This is a genomic window from Microbacterium sp. p3-SID336, from assembly GCF_025143365.1.
Classification (GTDB): domain Bacteria; phylum Actinomycetota; class Actinomycetes; order Actinomycetales; family Microbacteriaceae; genus Microbacterium.
In genome coordinates this window covers 44,412-66,010 of sequence record NZ_JALXPE010000017.1, presented here as the reverse complement: position 1 = coordinate 66,010, position 21,599 = coordinate 44,412, and the positions used below count along the sequence as shown (strand labels likewise).

20 protein-coding genes and 1 pseudogene are annotated in these 21,599 nt (G+C 71.1%); 8 read left to right on the top strand and 13 right to left on the bottom strand.

Annotated features, from left to right (window positions below):
* Positions 1–292 (bottom strand): annotated as a pseudogene (locus M3C17_RS06965) (ABC transporter permease); the annotation flags it as partial.
* 11 nt (positions 293–303) lie between these two features.
* Positions 304–1,887: an ABC transporter substrate-binding protein gene (locus M3C17_RS06960; protein ID WP_259976908.1), complete on the bottom strand. Its 1,584-nt coding sequence runs from the start codon at positions 1,885–1,887 to the stop codon at positions 304–306.
* A 152-nt stretch (positions 1,888–2,039) separates the two neighbouring features.
* On the opposite strand from M3C17_RS06960, the gene M3C17_RS06955 reads away from it, so the two are divergent.
* Complete coding sequence (locus M3C17_RS06955) at positions 2,040–2,627, top strand: Lrp/AsnC family transcriptional regulator (RefSeq protein WP_259976907.1); 588 nt, start codon at positions 2,040–2,042, stop codon at positions 2,625–2,627.
* 4 nt (positions 2,628–2,631) lie between these two features.
* Here M3C17_RS06955 and M3C17_RS06950 read toward each other — a convergent pair whose 3' ends face one another.
* Together M3C17_RS06950 and M3C17_RS06945 are read right to left on the bottom strand one after the other, a co-directional pair.
* Positions 2,632–2,991, bottom strand: coding sequence for a hypothetical protein (locus tag M3C17_RS06950; protein WP_259976906.1), 360 nt, complete (start codon positions 2,989–2,991; stop codon positions 2,632–2,634).
* Positions 2,992–3,013: 22 nt separating this feature from the next.
* Positions 3,014–3,634: a GNAT family N-acetyltransferase gene (locus tag M3C17_RS06945; protein WP_259976905.1), complete on the bottom strand. Its 621-nt coding sequence runs from the start codon at positions 3,632–3,634 to the stop codon at positions 3,014–3,016.
* 148 nt (positions 3,635–3,782) lie between these two features.
* Between M3C17_RS06945 and M3C17_RS06940 the strand changes: the two genes are divergently transcribed.
* On the top strand, positions 3,783–4,883 hold the full coding sequence (locus M3C17_RS06940) for a DUF3137 domain-containing protein (RefSeq protein WP_259976904.1): 1,101 nt from the start codon (positions 3,783–3,785) through the stop codon (positions 4,881–4,883).
* Positions 4,884–5,099: 216 nt separating this feature from the next.
* Here the strand turns inward: M3C17_RS06940 and M3C17_RS06935 are convergent, their stop codons facing one another.
* A complete protein-coding gene (locus tag M3C17_RS06935) occupies positions 5,100–6,413 on the bottom strand; it encodes a glycosyltransferase (RefSeq protein WP_259976903.1) in 1,314 nt (437 codons plus the stop codon).
* Between the two features lie 64 nt (positions 6,414–6,477).
* On the opposite strand from M3C17_RS06935, the gene M3C17_RS06930 reads away from it, so the two are divergent.
* Positions 6,478–7,116: a TetR/AcrR family transcriptional regulator gene (locus M3C17_RS06930; protein ID WP_259976902.1), complete on the top strand. Its 639-nt coding sequence runs from the start codon at positions 6,478–6,480 to the stop codon at positions 7,114–7,116.
* A 64-nt stretch (positions 7,117–7,180) separates the two neighbouring features.
* Here the strand turns inward: M3C17_RS06930 and M3C17_RS06925 are convergent, their stop codons facing one another.
* Complete coding sequence (locus tag M3C17_RS06925; protein WP_259976901.1) at positions 7,181–7,927, bottom strand: 3-hydroxybutyrate dehydrogenase; 747 nt, start codon at positions 7,925–7,927, stop codon at positions 7,181–7,183.
* On the bottom strand, positions 7,924–9,309 hold the full coding sequence (locus M3C17_RS06920) for an MFS transporter (protein WP_259976900.1): 1,386 nt from the start codon (positions 9,307–9,309) through the stop codon (positions 7,924–7,926). Before M3C17_RS06920 ends, M3C17_RS06925 begins: the two co-directional genes overlap by 4 nt.
* A 105-nt stretch (positions 9,310–9,414) precedes the next feature.
* Between M3C17_RS06920 and M3C17_RS06915 the strand changes: the two genes are divergently transcribed.
* Entirely contained in the window at positions 9,415–10,329 is a 915-nt protein-coding gene (locus M3C17_RS06915; protein ID WP_259976899.1) for a LysR family transcriptional regulator, read from the top strand.
* Here M3C17_RS06915 and M3C17_RS06910 read toward each other — a convergent pair.
* From M3C17_RS06910 to M3C17_RS06885, 6 genes are all read right to left on the bottom strand, one after another.
* Complete coding sequence (locus M3C17_RS06910) at positions 10,319–10,735, bottom strand: GNAT family N-acetyltransferase (protein ID WP_259976898.1); 417 nt, start codon at positions 10,733–10,735, stop codon at positions 10,319–10,321. The genes M3C17_RS06915 and M3C17_RS06910 overlap by 11 nt on opposite strands.
* Positions 10,732–11,121, bottom strand: a complete 390-nt coding sequence (locus M3C17_RS06905) for a DUF779 domain-containing protein (protein ID WP_259976897.1) — start codon at positions 11,119–11,121, stop codon at positions 10,732–10,734. The genes M3C17_RS06910 and M3C17_RS06905 overlap by 4 nt, the downstream gene beginning before the upstream one ends.
* Positions 11,122–11,211: 90 nt before the next feature.
* Positions 11,212–12,762 (bottom strand): aldehyde dehydrogenase family protein, encoded by a 1,551-nt coding sequence (locus M3C17_RS06900; RefSeq protein ID WP_259976896.1) that lies wholly within the window; start codon positions 12,760–12,762, stop codon positions 11,212–11,214.
* A gap of 109 nt (positions 12,763–12,871) precedes the next feature.
* Entirely contained in the window at positions 12,872–13,984 is a 1,113-nt protein-coding gene (locus tag M3C17_RS06895; RefSeq protein WP_259976895.1) for an epoxide hydrolase family protein, read from the bottom strand.
* A gap of 9 nt (positions 13,985–13,993) precedes the next feature.
* Positions 13,994–15,328 carry a GAF domain-containing protein gene (locus tag M3C17_RS06890; protein WP_259976894.1) on the bottom strand — a complete coding sequence of 445 codons (1,335 nt, stop codon included), beginning with the start codon at positions 15,326–15,328 and terminating at the stop codon, positions 13,994–13,996.
* 112 nt (positions 15,329–15,440) lie between these two features.
* Entirely contained in the window at positions 15,441–16,007 is a 567-nt protein-coding gene (locus M3C17_RS06885) for a TetR/AcrR family transcriptional regulator (RefSeq protein WP_259976893.1), read from the bottom strand.
* A 71-nt stretch (positions 16,008–16,078) separates the two neighbouring features.
* Here M3C17_RS06885 and M3C17_RS06880 point away from each other — a divergent pair, with 71 nt between their 5' ends.
* From M3C17_RS06880 to treY, 4 genes are all read left to right on the top strand, one after another.
* Positions 16,079–16,648: a dihydrofolate reductase family protein gene (locus tag M3C17_RS06880; protein WP_259976909.1), complete on the top strand. Its 570-nt coding sequence runs from the start codon at positions 16,079–16,081 to the stop codon at positions 16,646–16,648.
* Between the two features lie 131 nt (positions 16,649–16,779).
* Positions 16,780–17,067: a hypothetical protein gene (locus tag M3C17_RS06875; protein ID WP_259976892.1), complete on the top strand. Its 288-nt coding sequence runs from the start codon at positions 16,780–16,782 to the stop codon at positions 17,065–17,067.
* On the top strand, positions 17,064–19,241 hold the full coding sequence (gene glgX, locus M3C17_RS06870; protein WP_259976891.1) for a glycogen debranching protein GlgX: 2,178 nt from the start codon (positions 17,064–17,066) through the stop codon (positions 19,239–19,241). Before M3C17_RS06875 ends, glgX begins: the two co-directional genes overlap by 4 nt.
* Positions 19,238–21,586: a malto-oligosyltrehalose synthase gene (gene treY / locus M3C17_RS06865; RefSeq protein WP_259976890.1), complete on the top strand. Its 2,349-nt coding sequence runs from the start codon at positions 19,238–19,240 to the stop codon at positions 21,584–21,586. The genes glgX and treY overlap by 4 nt, the downstream gene beginning before the upstream one ends.
* The last annotated feature ends 13 nt before the right edge of the window (positions 21,587–21,599 follow it).

Genomic DNA, 21,599 nt, shown 5'->3' with positions numbered 1-21,599 from the left:
CCGTGCCGAGGTCCCCGCGGAGCAGGTTCCCCATATAGATGAAGTACTGCACGATCAGCGGCTGGTCGAGCCCGTTGGCCTTGATGAAGGCCTCGCGGGTCGCCGGGTTCTGCGACGCGCCCTCACCGAGCGCGGCCGAGACCGGGTCTCCCGGCACCAGGTTGGTCAGCGCGAACGTGACGATCGTCACGCCCACCAACAGGAGCAGGGAGGTCCCGGCCCGCCGCAGCAGGTATCCGGCCAGAGGCGAGCGGCGCCGCTGCGCCTGCCTCTGCACGGCCACTGTCGTCATGGTGCGTCCGCTCAGCCGGCGGGGCTGATCTCGGCGATGTCCATCTCCCACACGGAGTTGTACACGGCGCCGGTCACGCTGGACGCGGAGGAGATGTTGCGACCCGGCACGATCAGCGGCACGAACGGGCCCTCGGCCTGCATGGCCTCGGCGAACGCGGTGAACGCCTCGGTGCGCTGCTCGGGGTCGGTGGCCGCGGCGGCACCCGCGGCGATGCCCGCGATCTCCGGGTTGGCGGCGGCCTCCCAGCCGGCACGCAGGCCGACCTTCAGACCGGGGCCGAAGGGCAGGAAGTTCGCGGAGTCGGCGTAGTCCGGGCCCCAGAACCACAGGCCGAAGCCCTCGGTGCCGTTGACGTAGGCGTCGAGCTCGGTGGCGAACGGCGCGGGGGCCAGCTCGACCGCGATGCCCGCGTCTTCGAGCTGCGCCTGGACGCGCTCGGCGAGCGGCGTGAACTCCACGCCGCCGACCGGGTAGTCGTTCGGGAACTGCAGCGTCAGGGTCTGGCCCGTGTAGCCGGCCTCGGCGAGCGCGGCCTTCGCCTTGTCGAGATCCTGCTCGACGCCGCTCTCCAGCGCGCCCTCGAACCCGGGCGGGATGACGCCGGTCGCCTGCACCGCGCCGGCGCCGGCCAGCTCGAGCAGCGCATCGTAGTCGAGCGCGTAGCGGATCGCCTCGGCGATCTTGACGTTCGCGAGGTCGCCGCCTGCGGCGCCCTGGTTCAGCAGCAGGAAGATGGTCTGGCCGGAGGGCACCGAGTCGACCGTGATGTCGTCGCCGAGGCCCGCGACCTGGTCGCCGTTGAGGTCCATCGCGACCATCGAGTCGCCGCCCTTGAGGTTGGCGAGCTGCGTCGCGCTCTCGGAGACGTTGCGCACGACCACGCGGGAGTACTCGGACTCCTCGTCGCCGTTGTACTCGTCGTTCTTCGTCAGCACGACCTGCGAGCTGAGGTCGAGCGTGTCGAGCACGAACGGGCCGGAGCCGGCGGACTCGCCGTCCAGGAAGCCCTGGGCGCTGTCGCTGCCGTCGGTCGCGCCGCCGTTCTCCATCACGACGTCGGCGTTCACGATGCCGAGGGCCGGGTTCGCGAGGATCGCGGGCAGCTGCAGCAGCGGGGTCTCCGAGGTGAAGCGGATGGTCTTCTCGTCGACCTCCTCGATCGTGAGGCCGCCGAGCAGGAAGTTCGGCTTCGCGTCCTCCATGCCCTGGATGCGCTGCAGCGAGAACACCACGTCCTTGGCCTCGATGGGAGAGCCGTCGGAGAACACGCGGTCGCCTTCGAGCGTGAACGTGAACTCGGTCGCGGCGTCGTTCTGCTCCCACGAGGCGAGGCCGGGGACCGGGGTGGAGACGTCGGAGCCCTCGAAGTCGACGAGGGTCTCGTACAGCGCCTTCGCGATCATGTTGCCGGTCGGGTCGTACGTGTGACCGGGGTCGGTCGTCTCGATCGAGAACGCGGTGTCGATGACGAGCGAGTCCGAGCCGGAGGAGTCGCCGCCGTTGCCGGCCGAGTTCCCTCCCGAGCAACCTGCGAGCGCGAGGAGCGCGACGGCTCCGAGCGCGATGACCGACGTGTTGCGGCGTGACGACATGAGGGCCTCCAAGGGCGAAGGAGTACATTCGGGTTCGGTCGTGGCGGATATGGACGACCGGTGATCAGATTCGCATCATATGCGACGATGTGTCCAGCAAGCAGCCGTCACACAGACACGCTTTGTCCAGAACCCCGGATGTCAGGAGCATTATGTCCAGCAAGGATGCGGATCCGTCGAAGCATTCTGGACGAAGTGCCGCCCAACTCGACGAGACGGCGTACAGAATCCTCGACGTCCTCCGCGATAACGGTCGCGTCTCGATCGCCGCCCTGGCCGAGAAGGTGGGCATCTCGCGCGCCAGCGCCTACACGCGTGTCGAGTCCCTCGTGCACGACGGGGTCATCACGGGCTTCAGCGCCAGGGTCGATCAGGCGAAGGCCGGGCTGTCGATCGGCGCGCTCGTGTTCGTCACGGTCATGCCGCAGGCCTGGGCCTCGTTCCGGGAGCGCATCATCGAGATGCCCGACGTGGAGTGGTGCGCGATCACCACGGGCGAGCACGACGCGATGCTGCTGATCCGTGCGGTCGACGTGAGCGGCGTGCACGAGTTCTCGACCGGGGTCATCGCGCAGCTGCCCGAGGTGCGGACCGTCGTCAGCGTCGTGGTGCTCGACGAGGTGATCCGGCGACCGTACCTGCTGCCCGGAGACCTGCCGGAGCGCACGAGCGAGGTGCCGCTCGGCATGACCCGCTGGACGCCCGCCTCCCCCGGCCGCGACACCCTCCCGCCCCGCTGACAGGTCAGGCGGCGGGGATCTCCTCGACCACGCTCAGCTGCGGCAGCCCGTGCATCTCGTAGTGCTCGACCAGGCGGATGCGGCCGTCGTCGGTGAGTTCGAGCTCGCTCTCGCCATCGCCCGTCACCACGGAGCCGTCGGTCTTGAGCACGTGCACGAACGAGACCCAGATGGTGTCGCCGGTGCGGGTGCCGACGAACTTGCCGAACGTGACGGTGTCGCCCTCGTAGCCACCCCAGATCGCGCCATCCCGCTCGAAGTACTCGAACACGCTCGGCGCATCGGGATTGACGGCGGACGTGGTGGAGGACACCATGCGGAAGCGTCGGCCGTCGAGGGAGGGAAGGGTCGCAGTCGCAGTCACCTCTCGATTATGGAGGATCGTGTCAGGTGCGGGACGCGCGGGTGCTGCCGCGCCACTCGTCCTCGCGGAGCGCGTACACGAGCAGCGTCGACCACTCGCCCTTGAACCACTCGCTCTCGACGAACCGCGCCTCCTGCCGGAAGCCGAGCCGCTCGACCACGCGTGCCGACGCGGTGTTGCGCTCGTCAATCCGCGCGATGACACGGTGCAGGCCGAGCCCGTCGAAGCCGAGCGCGAGGAGCGCCTCGACCGCCTCGGTCGCATAGCCCTGCCCGCCGGCCCGGGGATCGAAGATGTAGCCGATCTCGCCCGCGCGGTCCCTCTCGCTCCGCCAGAACAGCACGACGTCGCCGATCAGGGTGTGCGTGTCCTCCGTCTCGACGGCGAGACACACCGCGTCACCCTCCTTCTCGAACCGCGTGGTCGACCAGGTCGAGCCGATGCGCTGCGCGATGTCGGACAGCGTCAGCGGGCCGTAGGGCACGTAGCGGACGGAATCCGGGTCGGACTTGTAGGCGTGCATCGCCTCGGCGTCGGCCGGTGCGATCGGGCGCAGGAGGAGCCGCTCGGTGCGCAGCGGATAGGTCGGCGCGAACCCCGCAGAGGCGTCGTCGGCGCGCGGGGAGTCGGGGGCGGTGGGCACAGCGTCAGCATAGGCCGGACCGGCGCGACACCCGGGTGCTTCTCGCCTGCCGCTAGCGTGAGGGCATGGAGCGGATCGCACACCCGAGCAGCGACATCCCGCCGCACACCGGTCGCTCGTGCGCGGGGGACACCACGGGGGAGCGCCGATGAGCGCACCGCAGCCCGCGTCGAGCTTCGACGCCCGCCCCCTCACCGACCCCGTCGACCCGACAGCCGTGCGGGCCTTCGCGGCAGAGCTCCGCGCGCGCGGCACGAGGAGCATGACGGTCTCCTCGATCGTCGCCATCGTGGCGGTGGGCGTCGCTGCGCTCGTGATGCTGCCGATCCTGTTCTCCGTGGTGCTGAGCCTGGCGTCCGCCACGGGTTCGTCCGGCGCCGCCGCCATCCCCGTCGTGCTGCTGCTGCTCGTCGCGGCGGGCGTGGGCGTGCTCATCTGGATGGCCGTGCGGAACGCCCGCGCCACCCGCTACCGGTTGCACCGCTTCGCACAGGCCAACGGCATGACGTACGAGCCGCGCGTGGACGACCCGCCGCTGCCCGGCATGATCTTCCACCTCGGCCGGTCGCGGCTCGCCACCGACCTGGTGCGCGGCACACACCCGCGCTTCGTGGAGTTCGGCAACTACCAGTACACGGTGCAGTCGGGGAAGAACTCGACCACTTACCGCTGGGGCTACGTCGCCGTGAAGCTCGACGCGCCGCTGCCCAACATCGTGCTCGACGCGACCGGCAACAACGGCTTCGGCTCGAACCTGCCCGCGTCGTTCCAGCGCGCGCAGCGCCTCTCGCTGGAGGGCGACTTCGACAGGCACTTCACCCTCTACTGCCCCGAGGGCTACGAGCAGGACGCGCTCTATCTGTTCACGCCCGACATCATGGCGCGGTTCATCGACAGTGCGGCGCAGCTCGACGTGGAGATCGTCGACGACTGGCTCTTCCTCTACACGCCGCGCAAGGCGTCGACCCTCGACCCGGCGACCTGGGCCTGGCTGTTCGGAGCCGTCGGCGCGCTGCTGACGAAGCTCGACCAGTGGGCGCGATGGCGGGACGAGCGGCTGGCTGCGCAGCCGTCCGCCGGTGCCGTCGCCGGCGGTCATGCACTGCCGTTCGCTCCTCCGGCCGGGCTGCTCACACCGCCGCCGGGCGTGGCGCCGCAGGGGCGCCGCCTCAAGCGCACCGGGACGTGGCTGCCGCTGGCGGTGGCGGCGGGCTTCTTCCTGTTCTGGCTGCTCACACGCTGGAACTGAGGGCGATTGCCGATGTGGGGGTGGGTGTCGTCTGGGGGCGACTCCCACCCCATCCCCCCTCGGGATCGAAAGGAATTCGACGTTCCCTCCGCATGGCGGCTGTGCCGCCGCGCCCGTTCGGTCAGCTGGGGACTGACGTCACGTGACGCATGGCGAAATGGTATACCGGTCGACGTTGCGCCCGGTTGCGACCATGCATGCGCATGGGTTTCGCGGTCACGGACGGGATGCGGAGGCGGCAGACGGCCACTGCGCCGCGAGCTCGGCCAGCACCCCGTCGAGCGTCACCCACGCGTCGGCCTCCCGCATCGCCGCCCCGATCCGCTGCGCCTCGGTGCGGAACGACGGGCGAGAGAGCACGCGGTGCACGGCCGCGGCGAGCCGGGCGGGGGTCGGCGTGTTCGTGCGCAGATCGACCCCCGCGCCGGACCAGCCGACGCGCGCGGCGACCTCGACCTTGTCCTCCGTCCTGCCGGCGACCACGATCGGCACGCCGTGCGCGAGCGCCTGCTGCACGCCGCCGTAGCCGCCGTTCGTCACCAGCACGTCGAGCTTCGGCAGCAGCAGGTCGTACGGCAGATACTCGGCCACACGCACATTCGCCGGAAGGTCGCGCGGCAGGGCATCCAACGGCCGGCCGCCCGTGGTGACCACGACCAGCACGTCCGCGGAGGCGAGCGCGGTCACGGTCGGCAGCACGAGCTGGGTGAAGTCGGTGTTCGCGATCGTCCCCTGCGTCACGTGGACCACCGGTCGCGGGCCGTCCAGTTCCGCCCACCACTCGGGCACCGCGCCGTCCGACCTCCCCGTCGGAAGACGCCCCGCAAAGCGCACGGTGGACGGCAGGTCCGCGCGGGGGTACTCGAACTCCGGCACCGTGAACTGCACGTACGCGTCGGCGCGACCCGCCCAGTCGAGCACGAAGCCGCCGAGGTCGCGGCCCACCTCGCGCCGCGCCATCGCGTCGGCCTCGCGCTGCACACCGCCGAAGATGCCCCGCTCGGCGACGAGACGCAGCGCGGCATTGCGCAGCCGCCCCACCGGCCCCGGCAGCGGCGTCACCCCGAGCCCGAACGGGGCCGTGTCGACGCTGCGGGCGCCGAGCGGGAAGATGCCGAGCACCACGACGGGCGGCCGCTCCCCCGCAGGCAGCAGCTGCAGCAGGGCCCCGCCGACGAACAGGGGCTCGGTGAGCACGGCATCCACAGGGCGGGCGGCGAGCTCGGCGCGCACGGCCTCCAGCTGCGCGGCCCCCGGACGCACGAACAGCGTGCTCATGTCGAAGCGGAGGGCCGCGGGTCCGGTGAGGCCTGCGCGCTCGGGGAAGGCGGTGTCGGCGTGGTCCAGGTCGACATCTGCGGCGGGCGGCAGCGGGAGGAAACGGGCACCGGTGGCGAGCACGCGGTCGGCGTAGCGGCTGCTGGTGAGGAAGCCGACCTCGTGCCCGGAGTCGACGAGGTGCCTGGCGACCTGCAGCAGGGCGAGCACGTGGCCGTGCGCGGGGGTGCAGGTGAGGAGGTAGCTGGACATGGCGTGGGCTCCCGATAGGATTGAATGTACCGTCGAAGTATTCATCACCCTTAGAGGAAAGTCAATGGTCGACACCGCTCCCCGTGCCTATCGATCGGCTCTGCGTGCCCGCCAGGCGCAGGAGACCCGTACCCGGATCGTCGCCGCAGCGGCCCGACTGTTCGCCACGCAGGGGTATCAAGCGACCACGATCGCCGCGATCGCCCGCGAGGCCGGGGTCTCCGCGGAGACCGTCAAGACGACCGCCGCCAAGGCCGAGCTGCTGATCGCCGCGTTCGAGGTCACGTTCTCCGGCTCGGAGGCCGCCGAGTCCCTCGCCGACACCGAGGTCGCGTCCGGCCTGCTCGCCCTCACCGACGACGCGTTCCTCGACGGCGTCCTCACGCAGATCACCACCGCGAACGAACGCGGGCACGGACTCTGGACGGTGCTGCTCGGCGCCGCGCTCTCGGACCCGCTGGTCGACGCCGCACTCCAGCGCATCCTCGACAACCGTCGCGCCGACTATCGGGGTCTCGTCGCCGAGCTGCGCCGCCGCGGACTCGCCCCCGCCGAGGGCGACGCGGAGTCCACCGCCGACGCGCTGTCGTTCCTGCTGTCTCCCGAGAGCTACCAGCAGCTCGTGGTGCAGGCCGGCTGGGCGCCCGAGCGCTACGCCGCGTGGCTGCGCGACGCCGTGCTCACGGAACTCGCCCGCGCCTGACGCCGCGTCGGCCGTCAGCGCTGGCCCAGCCGCAACCGCTCAGGGTCGCCTGCCGAGAGGGGTCTCAGCGCGCGGACCAGCCGCCGTCCATGGTGTGACTCGCGCCGGTGACCATGGCGGCGGCGGCGCTCGCGAGCCACACCGCGAGCGCGGCGACCTCCTCCGGCTCCACGAGCCGCTTGATCGCCGATTCCGTGAGCAGCACGGTCTCCAGCACCTCGCTCTCCGGGATGCCGTGCACCCGCGCCTGGTCGGCGATCTGCCGCTCCACCAGCGGCGTGCGCACGTAGCCCGGATTGACGCAGTTGCTGGTCACCCCGTGCGCCGCGCCTTCCAGGGCCGTGACCTTCGACAAGCCCTCCAACCCGTGCTTGGCCGCGACGTAGGCCGACTTGAACGGCGAGGCCCGCAGGCCGTGCACGCTCGACACGTTGATGATGCGCCCGTGCCCCCGGTCGTACATGGCGGGGAGTGCCGCGCGGATCAGCAGGAACGGCGCCTCCAGCATCAGCCGCAGGATGAATGAGAAGCGCTCGGGGTCGAACTCCTCGATCGGGCTCACGTGCTGCACGCCCGCGTTGTTCACGAGGATGTCGGTGTCGAGCCGTACGCCGTCGAGCGCGCGCACGTCGGTGAGGTCGACCTGCCAGGCCTCTCCCCCGAGCTCGGCCGCCAGCGCTCCCGCGGCATCACCGTCGATGTCGGCGACCGTGACGCGGGCCCCCGCCGCGGCGAGCGCGCGGGCGCAGGCCGCCCCGATCCCGCTCGCGCCGCCGGTGACGAGGGCCGTGCGTCCGTGCAGGTCGGTCACGCGGCGGCCTCCGCGGCCAGTCGTGCGTTCGTCCGGGCGGCGTCGGCGTCGTCGATGGCCTGCAGGGAGGCCCCCTTCGTCTCGCGCAGCGACAGCACCGCGATCCCGGTGATGACGCACGCGACGACGATGTAGATCGCGATGGGCAGCCACGACCCGAAGTCGCGCAGCCACTGGATCGCCAGGATCGGGGCGAGGGACCCCGCGAGGATCGCGGTCACCTGGGAACCGAGCGAGACGCCCGAGTAGCGCATCCTCGTCGGGAACAGCTCCGACATCACCGCCGGCTGCGGCGCGTACATGAAGGCGTGGAAGCAGAGTCCGATCGTCACGGCCAGCACGATCAGGGCCGGGTTCAGCGTGTCGAACAGCGGGAACGCGAAGAACGCCCAGGTCGCGCTGAGGATCACGCCGGTGAGGTAGACGGGCTTGCGACCCCACCGGTCGGCGAGGCGGCCCGCCTGCGGGATCACCGCGAAGTGCACGACGTGCGCGATGAGCAGCGCGAGCAGGAGCTGGCTGGTGTCGTACTCGTGCACGGTCTTGAGGTAGACGATCGTGAAGCTGACCACGATGTAGTACACGATGTTCTCGGCGAAGCGCAGGCCCATCGCCTGGAGGATGCCGATCGGGTAGCGACGCAGCACCTCGACCACGCCGTACGACGTCGCCTTCTCGGTCTCGACCTGCGCCTTCGCCTCCAGGAAGATCGGCGCCTCCTCCACGTGACGGCGGATGTAGTAGCCGACGAGGACGATCACCGCGGACAGCCAGAATGCGATGCGCCAGCCCCACTCGAGGAACGCCGCCGAGCTCATGACCCACGAGCTCACCAGCAGCACGAGCGTGGCGAGCAGGTTGCCCACCGGCACCGCCGCCTGCGGCCAGCTCGACCAGAAGGCGCGCGAGCGGTCGGGGCTCTGTTCGGCGACCAGGAGCACGGCGCCGCCCCACTCACCACCGACCGCGAAGCCCTGGATGAACCGCAGCGCGACGAGCATCGCGGGAGCCCAGTAGCCGATGCTCTGGAACCCGGGCAGGCAGCCCATCAGGAAGGTGGCGGCGCCGACGAGGATGATCGTGGCCTGCAGTGTGGGCTTGCGGCCGAAGCGGTCGCCGATCTGCCCGAACACGATGCCGCCGAGTGGGCGCGCGATGAAGCCCACCGCGTAGGTGACGAAGGCGGCGATGATGCCGTCGAGCGGCGACCCGGTGGCCGGGAAGAAGTAGGTGCCGAACACGAGGCTCGCGGCGGTGGCGTAGAGGAAGAACTCGTACCACTCCACGACGGTGCCGGCCATGGAGGCGGCGACGACGCGCTTGAGCTTCGAGGTCGACGGTGCGGGGGCGGCGCTGCGGGATGCGCTGGTCGAGGATGCCATGTCTCTCCTTCGGGGTGTCGACGGTGACACCACTCGTCCAGTGTCGGGAGGACTGCGGATTGCAGCAATGCCCAGTCCCGCGCAGCTGATGTGCATAATTGCAGAATGGATGCGGCCAGGCGCCCTCGCGCGGACGATCTGCTCGTGCTGCTCGCCGTGGCCCGCACCGGCCGCTACACGAGCGCCGCCGCGCACCTCGGCCTCGACCACACGACGGTCGCCCGACGCATCGCCGCCCTCGAAGACGCCCTCGGTGGTCGCGTGATCGCGCAGTCCGCGGGCGGGTGGGAGCTGACCGACCTCGGCCGCTCGGCAGCGGAGACCGGCGGACGCATCGAGGCCGCGCTGTCCCAGCTCGACGACGGCGGCGGCGATGCCCCCGACCCGATCGCCGGGGTGGTGCGCATGTCGGCCACCGACGGCTTCAGCGCGTACATCGCCGCGCCGGCCATCGCCGAGCTGCGCCTCGCCCATCCCCGGCTGACCGTGGAGATCGTCGCCGCGACCCGACGCGCGGCCGAGCATCGCGCAGGCCTCGACCTGGAGGTGGTGGTCGGCGCCCCGCAGACCCGCCGCGCCCACGCCGTGAAGCTCGGGACCTACACGCTGGGCATGTACGCCTCCCGCGACTACCTCGCGCGCACCGGCACCCCCGGCACCCGCGAGGAGGTCGAGCAGCACCGGCTCGTGTACTTCGTCGACTCGATGCTCCAGGTGGATGCGCTCGACCTGCCGCGGCGACTCGTGCCGGGGATGCAGGACGGGCTCACCTCGACCAACGTGTTCGTGCACGTGGAGGCCACGCGTGCCGGTGCCGGCATCGGCCTGCTCCCGTGCTTCGCCGCCGACCGCCACGCCGACCTGGTGCGCCTGCTGCCGTCGGTCTTCGCGGAGAAGCTGCCGTACTACCTCGTGACCCGGCCCGAGTCGCTGCGGCTTCCCGCAGTCGCCGCACTCGTGGAGGCTCTGCGCGCCCGCACCCGCGCGGCCAAGCCGATGCTCGACGGCCTCAGCGGCTGAGCGTCAGCCGGGCGTCCTTGGTCAGCAGGTACAGTGTGCGGCGTTCGCCCGGAAAGCCCGTGAAGCCGAAGCGCTCGTAGAACGGCACGACCTCGTCGCTGATGGCGTGGACGAGGAGGGCGTGGACGCCGATCGTGGCCGCGGCCTCCAGCGCACGGAGGGTCGCGTGCTGCAGGAGCGAGGCGCCGAGGCCGAGGCCCGCGAACTCCCGGTCGACGGCGAGCCGACCGAGGAGGACCACCGGGACCGATGACGGCATACCCGCGGACAACGACGGCGGCCCCTCGGCGCGGTCGAGCGAGCTGGCGGACAGGCAGTAGTACCCGGCGACTCGGCCCTCGCGCGTGACGGAGACCATCGTGCGGGACGCGCCGCTCTTCTCGTTGCGCCGTGCCTTGAGACTCACTCGAGGCCGAGGTGTGCGAGCTCGGCGGGGGCGAGCATGCGGGAGCGGATGAGGAAGCGCAGGCCGGTCGGACCCTCCACGCTGAAGCCGGCGCCGCGGCCGGGGACGACATCGATCGTGAGGTGCGTGTACTTCCAGTACTCGAACTGCGACGCCGACATGTACACCTCGACCGGGTCGTCGAGGCCGACGTCGAGCGCGCCGAGCAGCACGTCGCCCTGACCGACGAGGAACATCCCCACCGGGAAGCACATGGGGGCGGAGCCGTCGCAGCAGCCGCCCGACTGGTGGAACATGAGCGGACCGTGCTGCGTGGTCAGCTCGCGCACGAGCGCCGCGGCAGCCTCGGTCACGGCGACGCGCTCGGCGGCATCGGCGGACACCATGGAACTCCTTCCTCGGGACGGGCCGACGGACGCCGGCCCAGCGGGAGCGACTCCGGGCGGGCACCTCGCCCGCCCACCCGGAGCCGCCGTTCAGAAGAAGCCCATCGGGCCTTCGGCGTAGGACACCAGGAGGTTCTTCGTCTGCTGGTAGTGGTCGAGCATCATCTTGTGGTTCTCGCGGCCCACGCCCGACTGCTTGTACCCGCCGAACGCCGCGTGCGCGGGGTACTGGTGGTAGGTGTTCGTCCACACCCGACCGGCTTCGATGGCCCGGCCCGCGCGGTAGGCGATGTCGCCGCTGCGGCTCCACACCCCGGCGCCCAGGCCGTACAGCGTGTCGTTGGCGAGGGAGATCGCGTCGTCGAAGCCGTCGAACGAGGTGACCGACAGCACCGGGCCGAAGATCTCCTCCTGGAAGATGCGCATGTCGTTCGTGCCCTCGAACACCGTCGGCTGCACGTAGTACCCCTCGCTCAGGTCTCCGCCCAGGTCGGCACGCTCACCGCCCACGAGGAGCCGCGCACCACCCTGCTTGCCGATGTCGATGTAGCTGAGGATCTTCTCCAGCTGGTCGTTCGAGGCCTGGGCGCCGATCATCGTCGCAGGGTCCAGCGGGTTGCCCTGCACGACCTTCCGCACCCGCTCCAGACCGTCGGCGAGGAATCCGTCGTAGATGGAGCGCTGGATGAGCGCGCGCGACGGGCACGTGCAGACCTCGCCCTGGTTCAGCGCGAACATCGTGAAGCCCTCGAGCGCCTTGTCGTAGTACGGGTCGCTCGTCGAGCGCGCCACGTCTTCGAAGAACACGTTCGGGCTCTTGCCGCCGAGCTCGAGGGTGACCGGGATGAGGTTCTGCGAGGCGTACTGCATGATGAGACGCCCCGTCGTGGTCTCGCCGGTGAAGGCCACCTTGCGGATGCGCTTGTGCTGGGCGAGCGGCGCCCCCGCCTCGATGCCGAAGCCGTTCACGATGTTGACGACGCCCGCGGGGATCAGATCGCCGATGAGGTCGAACAGGAACAGGATCGACGCGGGTGTCTGTTCCGCGGGCTTGATCACGATGCAGTTGCCGGCGGCGAGCGCCGGCGCGAGCTTCCACACCGCCATCAGGATCGGGAAGTTCCACGGGATGATCTGCCCGACGACGCCGAGCGGCTCGTGGAAGTGGTACGCCACCGTGTTCTCGTCCAGCTGGCTGATGCCGCCCTCCTGGGCGCGCAGGACTCCGGCGAAGTAGCGGAAGTGGTCGATGGCGAGCGGGATGTCGGCGGCGAGGGTCTCCCGCACGGGCTTGCCGTTCTCCCACGTCTCGGCGACCGCGATCTCCTCCAGGTGCTGTTCCATGCGATCGGCGATGCGGGTGAGCAGAAGGGCGCGTTCGGCCGGACTCGTCTTGCCCCAGGTGGCGAAGGCCCGCCAGGCGACGTCCACCGCGCGATCGACGTCCTCTGCCGTGCCGCGGCCGACCTCGGTGAACGGCTTGCCGTTGACGGGGCTCACGTTCTCGAAGTACTGGCCCTTCACCGGCTCGACGAACTCGCCGCCGATGTAGTGGCCGTAGCGCGGACGGTAGGTCGCGAGGGCTCCGGGCTGCCCGGGTGCGGCGTAGGCGAGGGATACGTCTTCTTCGACGATGCTCATGGGGTCTCCTTCGACGGTGCCGGGGCCTCGGTGCCCTGCGGCGCTGCTCCGACGCTAGGTCGCCCGACGTTGCAGACCGATGCGCAACGTTGCAGGAGGTTGCATCGCCTCAGTCGAGGGCCGCGGCGAAGGCCCGGAAGCGCTCCGCCATCTCCTCCGGCACCTCGGCCAGAGTGAAGTGGCCCCCGCGGTCGAGCCGCTCGAACACGCGCAGGTCGCGGTAGTACCCGCGCGCCAGCACCTCCGGGTAGTCGTGCTCGTGCCGTTGCACGTAGACGGCCGCCGGCACCGTGACCGGGGGCATCGCCTCCGGAGTGTCCGCCCCCTCGTAGTACGGCCGGAAGGAGCTCGCGATGCTCTGGGTGACCCAATAGACCATCGCGTCGGTCAGGATCCGCTCGCGGGAGATCACGCGCTCCACGGCCGCCGGGTCGTCGCCCTCGGTGTCCGCCCATTCGGAGAGCTTCTCCGCGATCCACGCGAGCAGCCCGGCCGGCGAGTCGTTGAGCGCCACGGCCAGCGTGTCCGGACGCGCCCACTGCACATGGCCGTAGGAGCCGTGCGGGCCGTGGTCGGCGTCGAGGCGGGCGAAGAACGCATGCACGTCGGGGTCGTCGCTGGCCGCCCGCTCCTCCGGTGTGCCGAAGTGCGCGTGCGTCGCCACGATCCCGAGGATCTGCGTGGGATGGGAGGCGGCGATCAGATCGCTCACGTTCGCCGAGACGTCTTCCCCGTAGGTCAGGTACCGCTCGTAGCCCAGCACCTCGGTCATGAGCCGGTGCATGGTCGCGGCGAACCGGCGCTCGTCGGCCGGGCCGTCGGCGTAGGGCTGCGAGAACGCGAAGCCCGGGAGGCTCGCGACCACCACGTGGAAGTCGCGGAGGTGGGCGGTCGCCTCCAGCTGGAGCGCGAAGGTGTGCGGCCAGCCGTGCATGATCAGCAGCGCGGGCGCGTCGTCCTGCTCGGCCCGGAGGTGGGCGAAGTGGATCTCGGTGCCGTCGACATCGGCCAGGAACTGCGGGAACCCGTTCAGCCACTCCTCGCGCGCGCGCCAGTCCCACTCGGCCCAGGTGCTCACGAGCTCGCGCAGCCACGCGGCGTTCATGCCGGAGCGCATGCGGCGGGGCGAGTCGTCGAGCAGACGCGTGCGTCGGAGCCGGTCGCGCAGGTCGTCGAGGACGCCATCGGGAACGTGCAGCTGGAAGGGACGGATCTCGGACATGCCCGGACGCTACTCCGGGCCACCGACAGCGCGCTCGATGCGGGTGACCAGACCCGCTCGCCGCGGCGAGCGCGCCGGCAGCATCTCCAGGGCGAGGCGCAGCACCTCCGCGTCCTCCTGGCCCTCGGGGATGTCGGCGTAGGCGAGCAGCACGTCGAGGCTGGCCTCGGACAGCATCACCTCCCGCAGCGCCGCGCGCACCGTCTCACGGAACTCCTCCACGCCGGGCGAGGCGGACTCCGGCAGCACGGGCCCGCGGTAGGCGGTCAGAGCCACGCGGTGCGCGCCGCGGTCGAGCAGCGACAGCACGTCGTGCGCGTCGGTCTCCAGCGGCACAGGGAGGCGGTACGGGCGCGACTCCGGCACCAGGTCGGGCGCTGCCCGCTCGAGCACCTTCCGCAGCCGCACCATCTCCGGGCGCAGGGTGTCGGGGGAGACATCGGGGCCGTACACCAGCTCGCTGAGCCGCTCGGCCGACAGTCCCTGCCGGTGCACCGCGAGCATCAGCAGGATGGCCGCGTGGCGGGCGCTCAGCTCGATCACCGACTCCTCGTGCGCCGACTCGGTCTCCAGCCGCGCGCGGTCCCTCCCGAGCACGTGCAACCGAGCCCGTGCCGTGGCGGTGGGCCGCAACCGGGGCGTCGTGCGCGGGCGCGAGGTCGCGGCGCGCCCGCGCAGTCGGGCGACCAGCAGCTCGGACTCCACGGCCCTCGCGGTCGCGTCGACCAGGAGGCGGGCCTGCGTGCTGACGACCTCGGGCCCTCCCGTGATGTCGAGCACGCCGAGCACGCGCTGAGTCTCGGGATCGCGGACGGGGGCGGCGGTGCACGACCACGGATGCACGAGCCGGTTGTAGTGCTCGGCGCCGCGGATCTGCACGGTCTGGTCCAGGGCCAATGCCGTGCCGGGGGCGCTGGTGCCGACGGCGCCCTCCGACCAGTTCGCGCCGGCGACGAAGCCCATGCCGTCGGTGAGGGAGCGCAGCTGTGCGTCGCCCTCGATCCACAGCAGCCGTCCGGCCTGGTCGCCGACGGCGATCACCACGCCGGAGTCCTCCGCGCTCCCGGGCAGCAGAAGCGCCCTGATCATGTCCATCGCCGAGGCGAGCGGGTGCGCGCGGCGGTAGGCATCGAGCTCGTCGGCGCGCAGGTCGAGCGGCGGCGGGCCCTCGGGGCCGACCCTGCCACGCCACGACCGCTCCCACGACTCGCGCACGAGCGGGCGCACCTGCAGCAGCCGTCGGTCGTCGAGGTTGCCCGCGATGAGCTCCTCGTGCGCACGCTCGATCAGCAGACGCGAGGCTTCCGGCAGGTCCCCGCGCGACCCCTGCCACGGTGCAGACACGCGATCTCCGATCGTCGAGAACGTGCGTGCCCTCAGTGTAGGAGCAGGACCCCTCCCACGGAATATCGCATTGCGCCGCCGTGGCGCTCACCCCGCGCAGCCGTCCGTCGCGTCAGCGGAGCAGGCCGGCGACGAGCGCGTCGATCACGTCGTCCGTGGAGCTGCCGGGGTCGATCGGGGTCGTGAGGCGGTCGAGCAGCAGGCCGTCGATCGCGTAGTGGAACAGCGCGATCTCCTTCCGTCCGCCGGGGAGGCCTGCCGCGGTGTTGAAGGCGACGTCGGCGTCGAAGCCGGCGCGCTGCCAGGCGCCGAGCAGGGCGGCGAGCTCGGGGCGACGCCCGCTTTCGAGTCGCAGTTCGAACAGGGCGAGCGTCACGTCCCTGTCCGCGGTGAGCCGCCGCACGATGTCGCGCAGGTAGTCGGCGAACAGCGCAGGGCCCGGCGTTCCGGCGGCACGGCGCTCCAGGTCCTCCGGCGTGGGGGCGAGGCGTTCGCCGATGCGGTCGACCAGTCCCTCGATGAGGGCGTCACGGCTGCGGAAGTAGTTGGACGTGGTGCCGGTGGGCATCCCCGCGGCGGCATCGACGGCCCGGTGCGTGAGGCCGCGCGAGCCCTCCTGGGCGAGCACCGTGAGGCCCGCATCCGCGATCGCGCGTCGCCGTGCCTCGTTCCTCACCATGAGAAGCACACTAGCGCAATCACTACGGCTGTTGTACATTCAACCGCGACAGATGTAGTGATTGGAGAATGATGCGAGAACTCGTGTACTACGCGGCCGTCACCCTGGACGGCTTCATCGCCGGACCGCACGGCGAGTTCGACGCCTTCCTGGTGGAGGGCGACCACATGGACGGCATCAACGCGCGCTTCGCCGACACCCTGCCCACCGTCGCGGCGGAGGCCCTCGGCATCGCCCAGGAGCGGACGATGTTCGACACGGTGCTGATGGGGTGGAACACCTACGCCGTCGGCGGGCTGCCGAGCCCCTACCGTCACCTCAGGCAGATCGTGTTCAGCCGTACCCAGCACGGGGAGGCCGAGAACCTGGAGATCACCGCGGAGGATCCCGTCGAGGTGGTCCGGCGTCTCAAGCAGGAGGACGGCCGCGCGATCTGGCTGTGCGGAGGCGGGGCTCTCGCCGCGACCCTCGCCGACGAGATCGACCGGCTCGTGCTCAAGCGGCAGCCGCTGCTGTTCGGCTCCGGCATCCCCCTATTCGGCGATCGCCCGTACCACCCCGAGCGGTTCGACGCCGTCGACACGACCGCCTACGGCACCGGCGTCGTCGTCACCGAGCTGGTGCGCCGCCCCGCCGGCTGAGCCCGGAACCAGGCGCCGGGAGGGGGTGCGAACACCCATCCATACCTCCTCCCGGCCGTCCTGGCAATGGCGTTCTCGGAATCGGCCCCGCTTCCTATCGTGAACACACACCACGAGTCAGGAGAGGCGCCATGGACGTCGAGATCCCCATCCCCACTGGCTCCCCGCAGCGCGCAGAGACGTCCGAGCAGCCGACGTCCGCCGACGCCGCGTGCGAGCGCATCGACTTCGACCGGTACGTCGTGACCCCCACGGCTCCCGTCGGCTACATTGACGTCGTGCCGCCGCTCTACGTCTGCTACCTCGGTCACCCCTATCCGCGCGCCGTCGAGATCGCGCAGGTGTACGACTTCGACCACGCGGTCGGGATCGTGAGCGCCATGGCCGCCGGCTCGCGCGACCACGCCCTCGCCGGATGAGCCTCGAGGTCTGGCCCGGGTCCGCCTATCCGCTGGGCGCCACCTTCGACGGGCAGGGCACCAACTTCGCCCTCTTCAGCGAATCCGCCGAGCGCGTCGAGCTGTGCCTGTTCGACCAGGACGGCACCGAGACCCGCGTCCCGCTCACCGAGGTCGACGCGTTCGTCTGGCACGGGTATCTGCCGACTGTGCAGCCGGGGCAGCTGTACGGCTATCGCGTGCACGGCCCGCACGACCCCGCGCAGGGCCAGCGCTTCAACCCGAACAAGCTGCTGCTCGACCCGTACGCCAAGGCCGTCTGCGGCGACATCGACTGGGGGCAGTCGCTGTTCGGCTACGACTTCGGCGACCCCGACTCCCGCAACGACGACGACTCCGCCGCCGCCATGGTGAAGGGCGTCGTCGTCAACCCGTTCTTCGAGTGGGCGGGCGACCGCCTGCTGAAGACGCCCTATGCGGAGACCGTGATCTACGAGGCCCATGTGAAGGGGCTGACGCAGCGTCACCCCGAGATCCCGGAGGAGCTGCGCGGCACCTACGCCGGCATCGCCCATCCCGCCGTGATCGAGCACCTGCAGCGCCTCGGCGTGACCGCGCTGGAGCTCATGCCCGTGCACCAGTTCGTGAACGACTCGGTGCTGCAGGACAAGGGGCTCTCCAACTACTGGGGCTACAACACCCTCGGCTTCTTCGCGCCGCACAACGCGTACTCCGCCACGGGCGAGCACGGCCAGCAGGTGCAGGAGTTCCGGGCCATGGTGCGCACTCTGCACGACGCGGGCATCGAGGTCATCCTCGACGTGGTCTACAACCACACGGCCGAAGGGAACCACCTCGGACCGACCCTCTCGATGCGCGGCATCGACAACGAGGCCTACTACCGCCTGGAGGAGGATCGCCGGTACTACACGGACTACACCGGCACCGGCAACAGCCTCAACGCGGGCAACCCGCACTCGCTGCAGCTGCTCATGGACTCGCTGCGCTACTGGGTCACCGAGATGCACGTCGACGGCTTCCGCTTCGACCTGGCGTCGACCCTGGCGCGCGAGTTCTACGACGTGGACAGGCTCGCCGCGTTCTTCGAGCTCGTGCAGCAGGACCCGGTGGTGTCGCAGGTCAAGCTGATCGCCGAGCCGTGGGACGTGGGGCCCGGCGGCTACCAGGTGGGCAACTTCCCCCCGCAGTGGACCGAGTGGAACGGCAAGTACCGCGACACCGTGCGCGACTTCTGGCGCGGCGAACCGCAGGCGCTCGGCGAGTTCGCGTCGCGGCTCACCGGTTCGGCCGACCTGTACGAGCACTCGGGACGGCGCCCGGTCGCCTCGATCAACTTCGTCACCGCACACGACGGCTTCACGCTGCGCGATCTCGTCTCGTACGACGAGAAGCACAACGAGGACAACGGCGAGGACAACAACGACGGCGAATCGCACAACCGCTCGGACAACAACGGCGTCGAAGGTCCCACGGACGACATCGAGGTCAACCGCCGGAGGGCGCGGCAGCAGCGGAACTTCCTCGCCACGCTGCTGCTCTCGCAGGGCGTGCCCATGATCTCGCACGGCGACGAGCTCGGCCGCACGCAGCACGGCAACAACAACGGCTACGCGCAGGACAACGAGCTCACCTGGATCGACTGGGACAACGCCGATCTGCCGCTCGTCGAGTTCACCGCGGCCGTGGCCCGGCTCCGCCGCGAGCACCCCACCTTCCGTCGCAGCCGCTTCTTCGACGGACGGCCGGCGCAGGCGGAGGACGGCGAGCGCATCCCCGACGTCGTGTGGCTGCGGCCGGACGGCGGGCCCATGGCCCCGGAGGACTGGGACTCCGGCTTCGGCCGCTCGGTGGGCATGTTCCTCAACGGCCGCGGAATCCGCGAGAACGATCGGCGTGGGCGGCCCGTCGAGGACGTGAACTTCCTCGTGTACTTCAACAGCGGCGACGAGCCCGTCGAGCTCGTGCTGCCCGACGAGCGGCACGGCGATGAGTGGCTCGTGGTCGTGGACACCGCGGGCGAACTCTCCCACGATCGTCCGCTCCGTCCGCAGGAGACGGTGCCCCTGGAGAGCAGGGCCATGCTCGTGCTCCAGGAGGTCGACGGCGAGCCCGTGGCCACGGACGACTCGGTCGACGCCTCGCTCCGTGCGCAGAGCGATCAGGGCGAGGCATGACCGACCGCCCTCTGTCGACGTACCGACTGCAGATCAGCGACCGGTTCCCGCTCGACGCCGCGGCCGACGTGACCGGCTACCTGGCTGAACTCGGCGCGTCCTGGGTGTACCTCTCCCCCCTGCTCGCTGCGGTGCGCGGCTCGAACCACGGCTACGACGTGGTCGATCACTCCCGCGTCGACCCCGACCGCGGCGGTGAGGAGGGCCTCGAGCGTTTCGCCGCGGCCGCCCGAGCCGCGGGCCTGGGCATCCTCGTCGACATCGTGCCGAACCACGCAGGGGTCGCCGTGCCGCGGCAGAACCCGTGGTGGTGGGAGGTGCTGCGGCTCGGGCGGGAGACCCGGCGCGCCGCGGCCTTCGACATCGACTGGGCCGCGGGGGGCGGGCGCCTCCTCCTGCCGCTGCTCGGCTCCCCGCCGGACGAGGCACTGGCGAACGGCGAACTCGTGGCCGACACGACCCCGGCCCCGGATGCGCCGGACGGGGTGCTGCGCTACTTCGAGCACGTGCTTCCCCTCGCTCCAGGCACGGCCGCCCTCGCCGACGACCTGCCGCGACTGCTCGCCGCGCAGCACTACGAGCTGCGGTTCTGGCGGGACCAGAACACCGACCTCACCTACCGGCGCTTCTTCGCGGTGTCCGAGCTCGCCGGTCTGCGCGTCGAGCTGCCCGACGTGTTCGCCGACACGCACCGCGAGATCCTGCGGTGGATCCGCGACGGGCTGGCGGACGGCCTGCGGGTGGACCACCCGGACGGCCTGACCGACCCCGGTGCGTACCTGGAGCAGCTCGCCGACGCCACCGGCCGCGTCTACACGCTCGTCGAGAAGATCCTCGAACCCGGGGAGGCGCTGCCGGCCTGGTGGCGCACGGACGGCACCACCGGCTACGACGCGCTGGCCGAGCTCGACCGGCTCTTCGTCGACGCGGACGGCGTGGCGGCGCTCGACCGGCTCGATGCGCGGCTGCGCGAGGACACGGGCCTGCCGCCGGCCCCGGCGTGGCCCGACCTGATCCATGACACCAAGCGGATGATCGCCGATCGGCTGCTGGCCGCGGAGGTCCGGCGGCTCGTGCGCACCCTGCCGCACGGCATCGTGCACGCCGACGACGCTCTCGCCGAGCTGGTCGCCTGCTTCCCGGTGTACCGCGCCTATCTCCCGGAGGGCAGCGAGCACCTGCGCATCGCGTTCGCCGAGGCGCGGCGCCGCCGACCCGAGCTCGCCGGCGCCTTCACGGCACTCGAGCCGCTGCTGCTCGACCCCGCTCTGGAGGTTGCGCAGCGCTTCCCCCAGGTGACGGGCGCCGTGATGGCGAAGGGCGTGGAGGACACCGCGTTTTACCGGTACACGCGGCTGGGCACGCTGACCGAGGTCGGGGCCGACCCGTCGATCCCCGCGGTGTCGGTCGAGGAGTTCCACGAGGCGCAGCGGGCACGGCTCGCCGCCTGGCCGCACTCGATGACGACCCTGTCCACGCACGACACGAAGCGCTCGGAGGATGTGCGGGCCCGGCTCGCGGTGCTGTCCGAGATCCCGGAGCGCTGGGCCGAGGTGCTCGACGAGCTGCGCGCCGTGGCGAGCACGGGGCACGGACCGCTCGACGCGCTGCTCTGGCAGGCCGCGGTCGGTGCCTGGCCGATCCCCGCCGACCGGCTGCGGGACTACGCCATGAAGGCCGCGCGGGAGGCGGCCGAGGAGACCACCTGGCAGGACCCCGATGCGGCGTTCGAGAAGGGGCTCGACGCGATCGCCCGTGCGGTCGAGGGCGACGCTGCGCCGATCCTCGACCGGTTCGTGCACGAGATCGTCGGCGCCGGCCGTTCCAACGCCCTCTCGGCGAAGCTGCTCCAGCTCACGGGCCCCGGCGTTCCCGACGTGTACCAGGGCACCGAGCTGTGGGACCTGTCCCTGGTCGACCCCGACAACCGCCGGCCGGTGGACTTCGCGGTGCGCGCCCGCATGCTGCGCGAGCTCGATGCCGACCACGCCCACGGCGTGCTGCCGCCCGTCGACGACACGGGCGCCGCGAAACTGCTCGTCACCTCGCGTGCCCTGCGCCTGCGCCGCGACAACCCCGAGCTGTTCCGCTTCTACCGTCCTGCCGTGGTGGAGGGCGAAGCCGCCGGGCATGCCGTGGCCGTGCACCGCGGCGGAGCCACGGCCGTGGCGACCCGGCTCCCGGTCGCCCTCGCGCGTCGCGGCGGCTGGGGCGACACCGTGATGATGCGGCCGGACATCCCCGGGACCGACCTGCTCACCGGTCGGCGTATCGCCCCTGGGCCCGTGCGGCTCGCCGAGCTGCTCGACACCTACCCGGTCGCGTTGATCGAGCTCGCGCGATGAAGGAAGTGCGCGG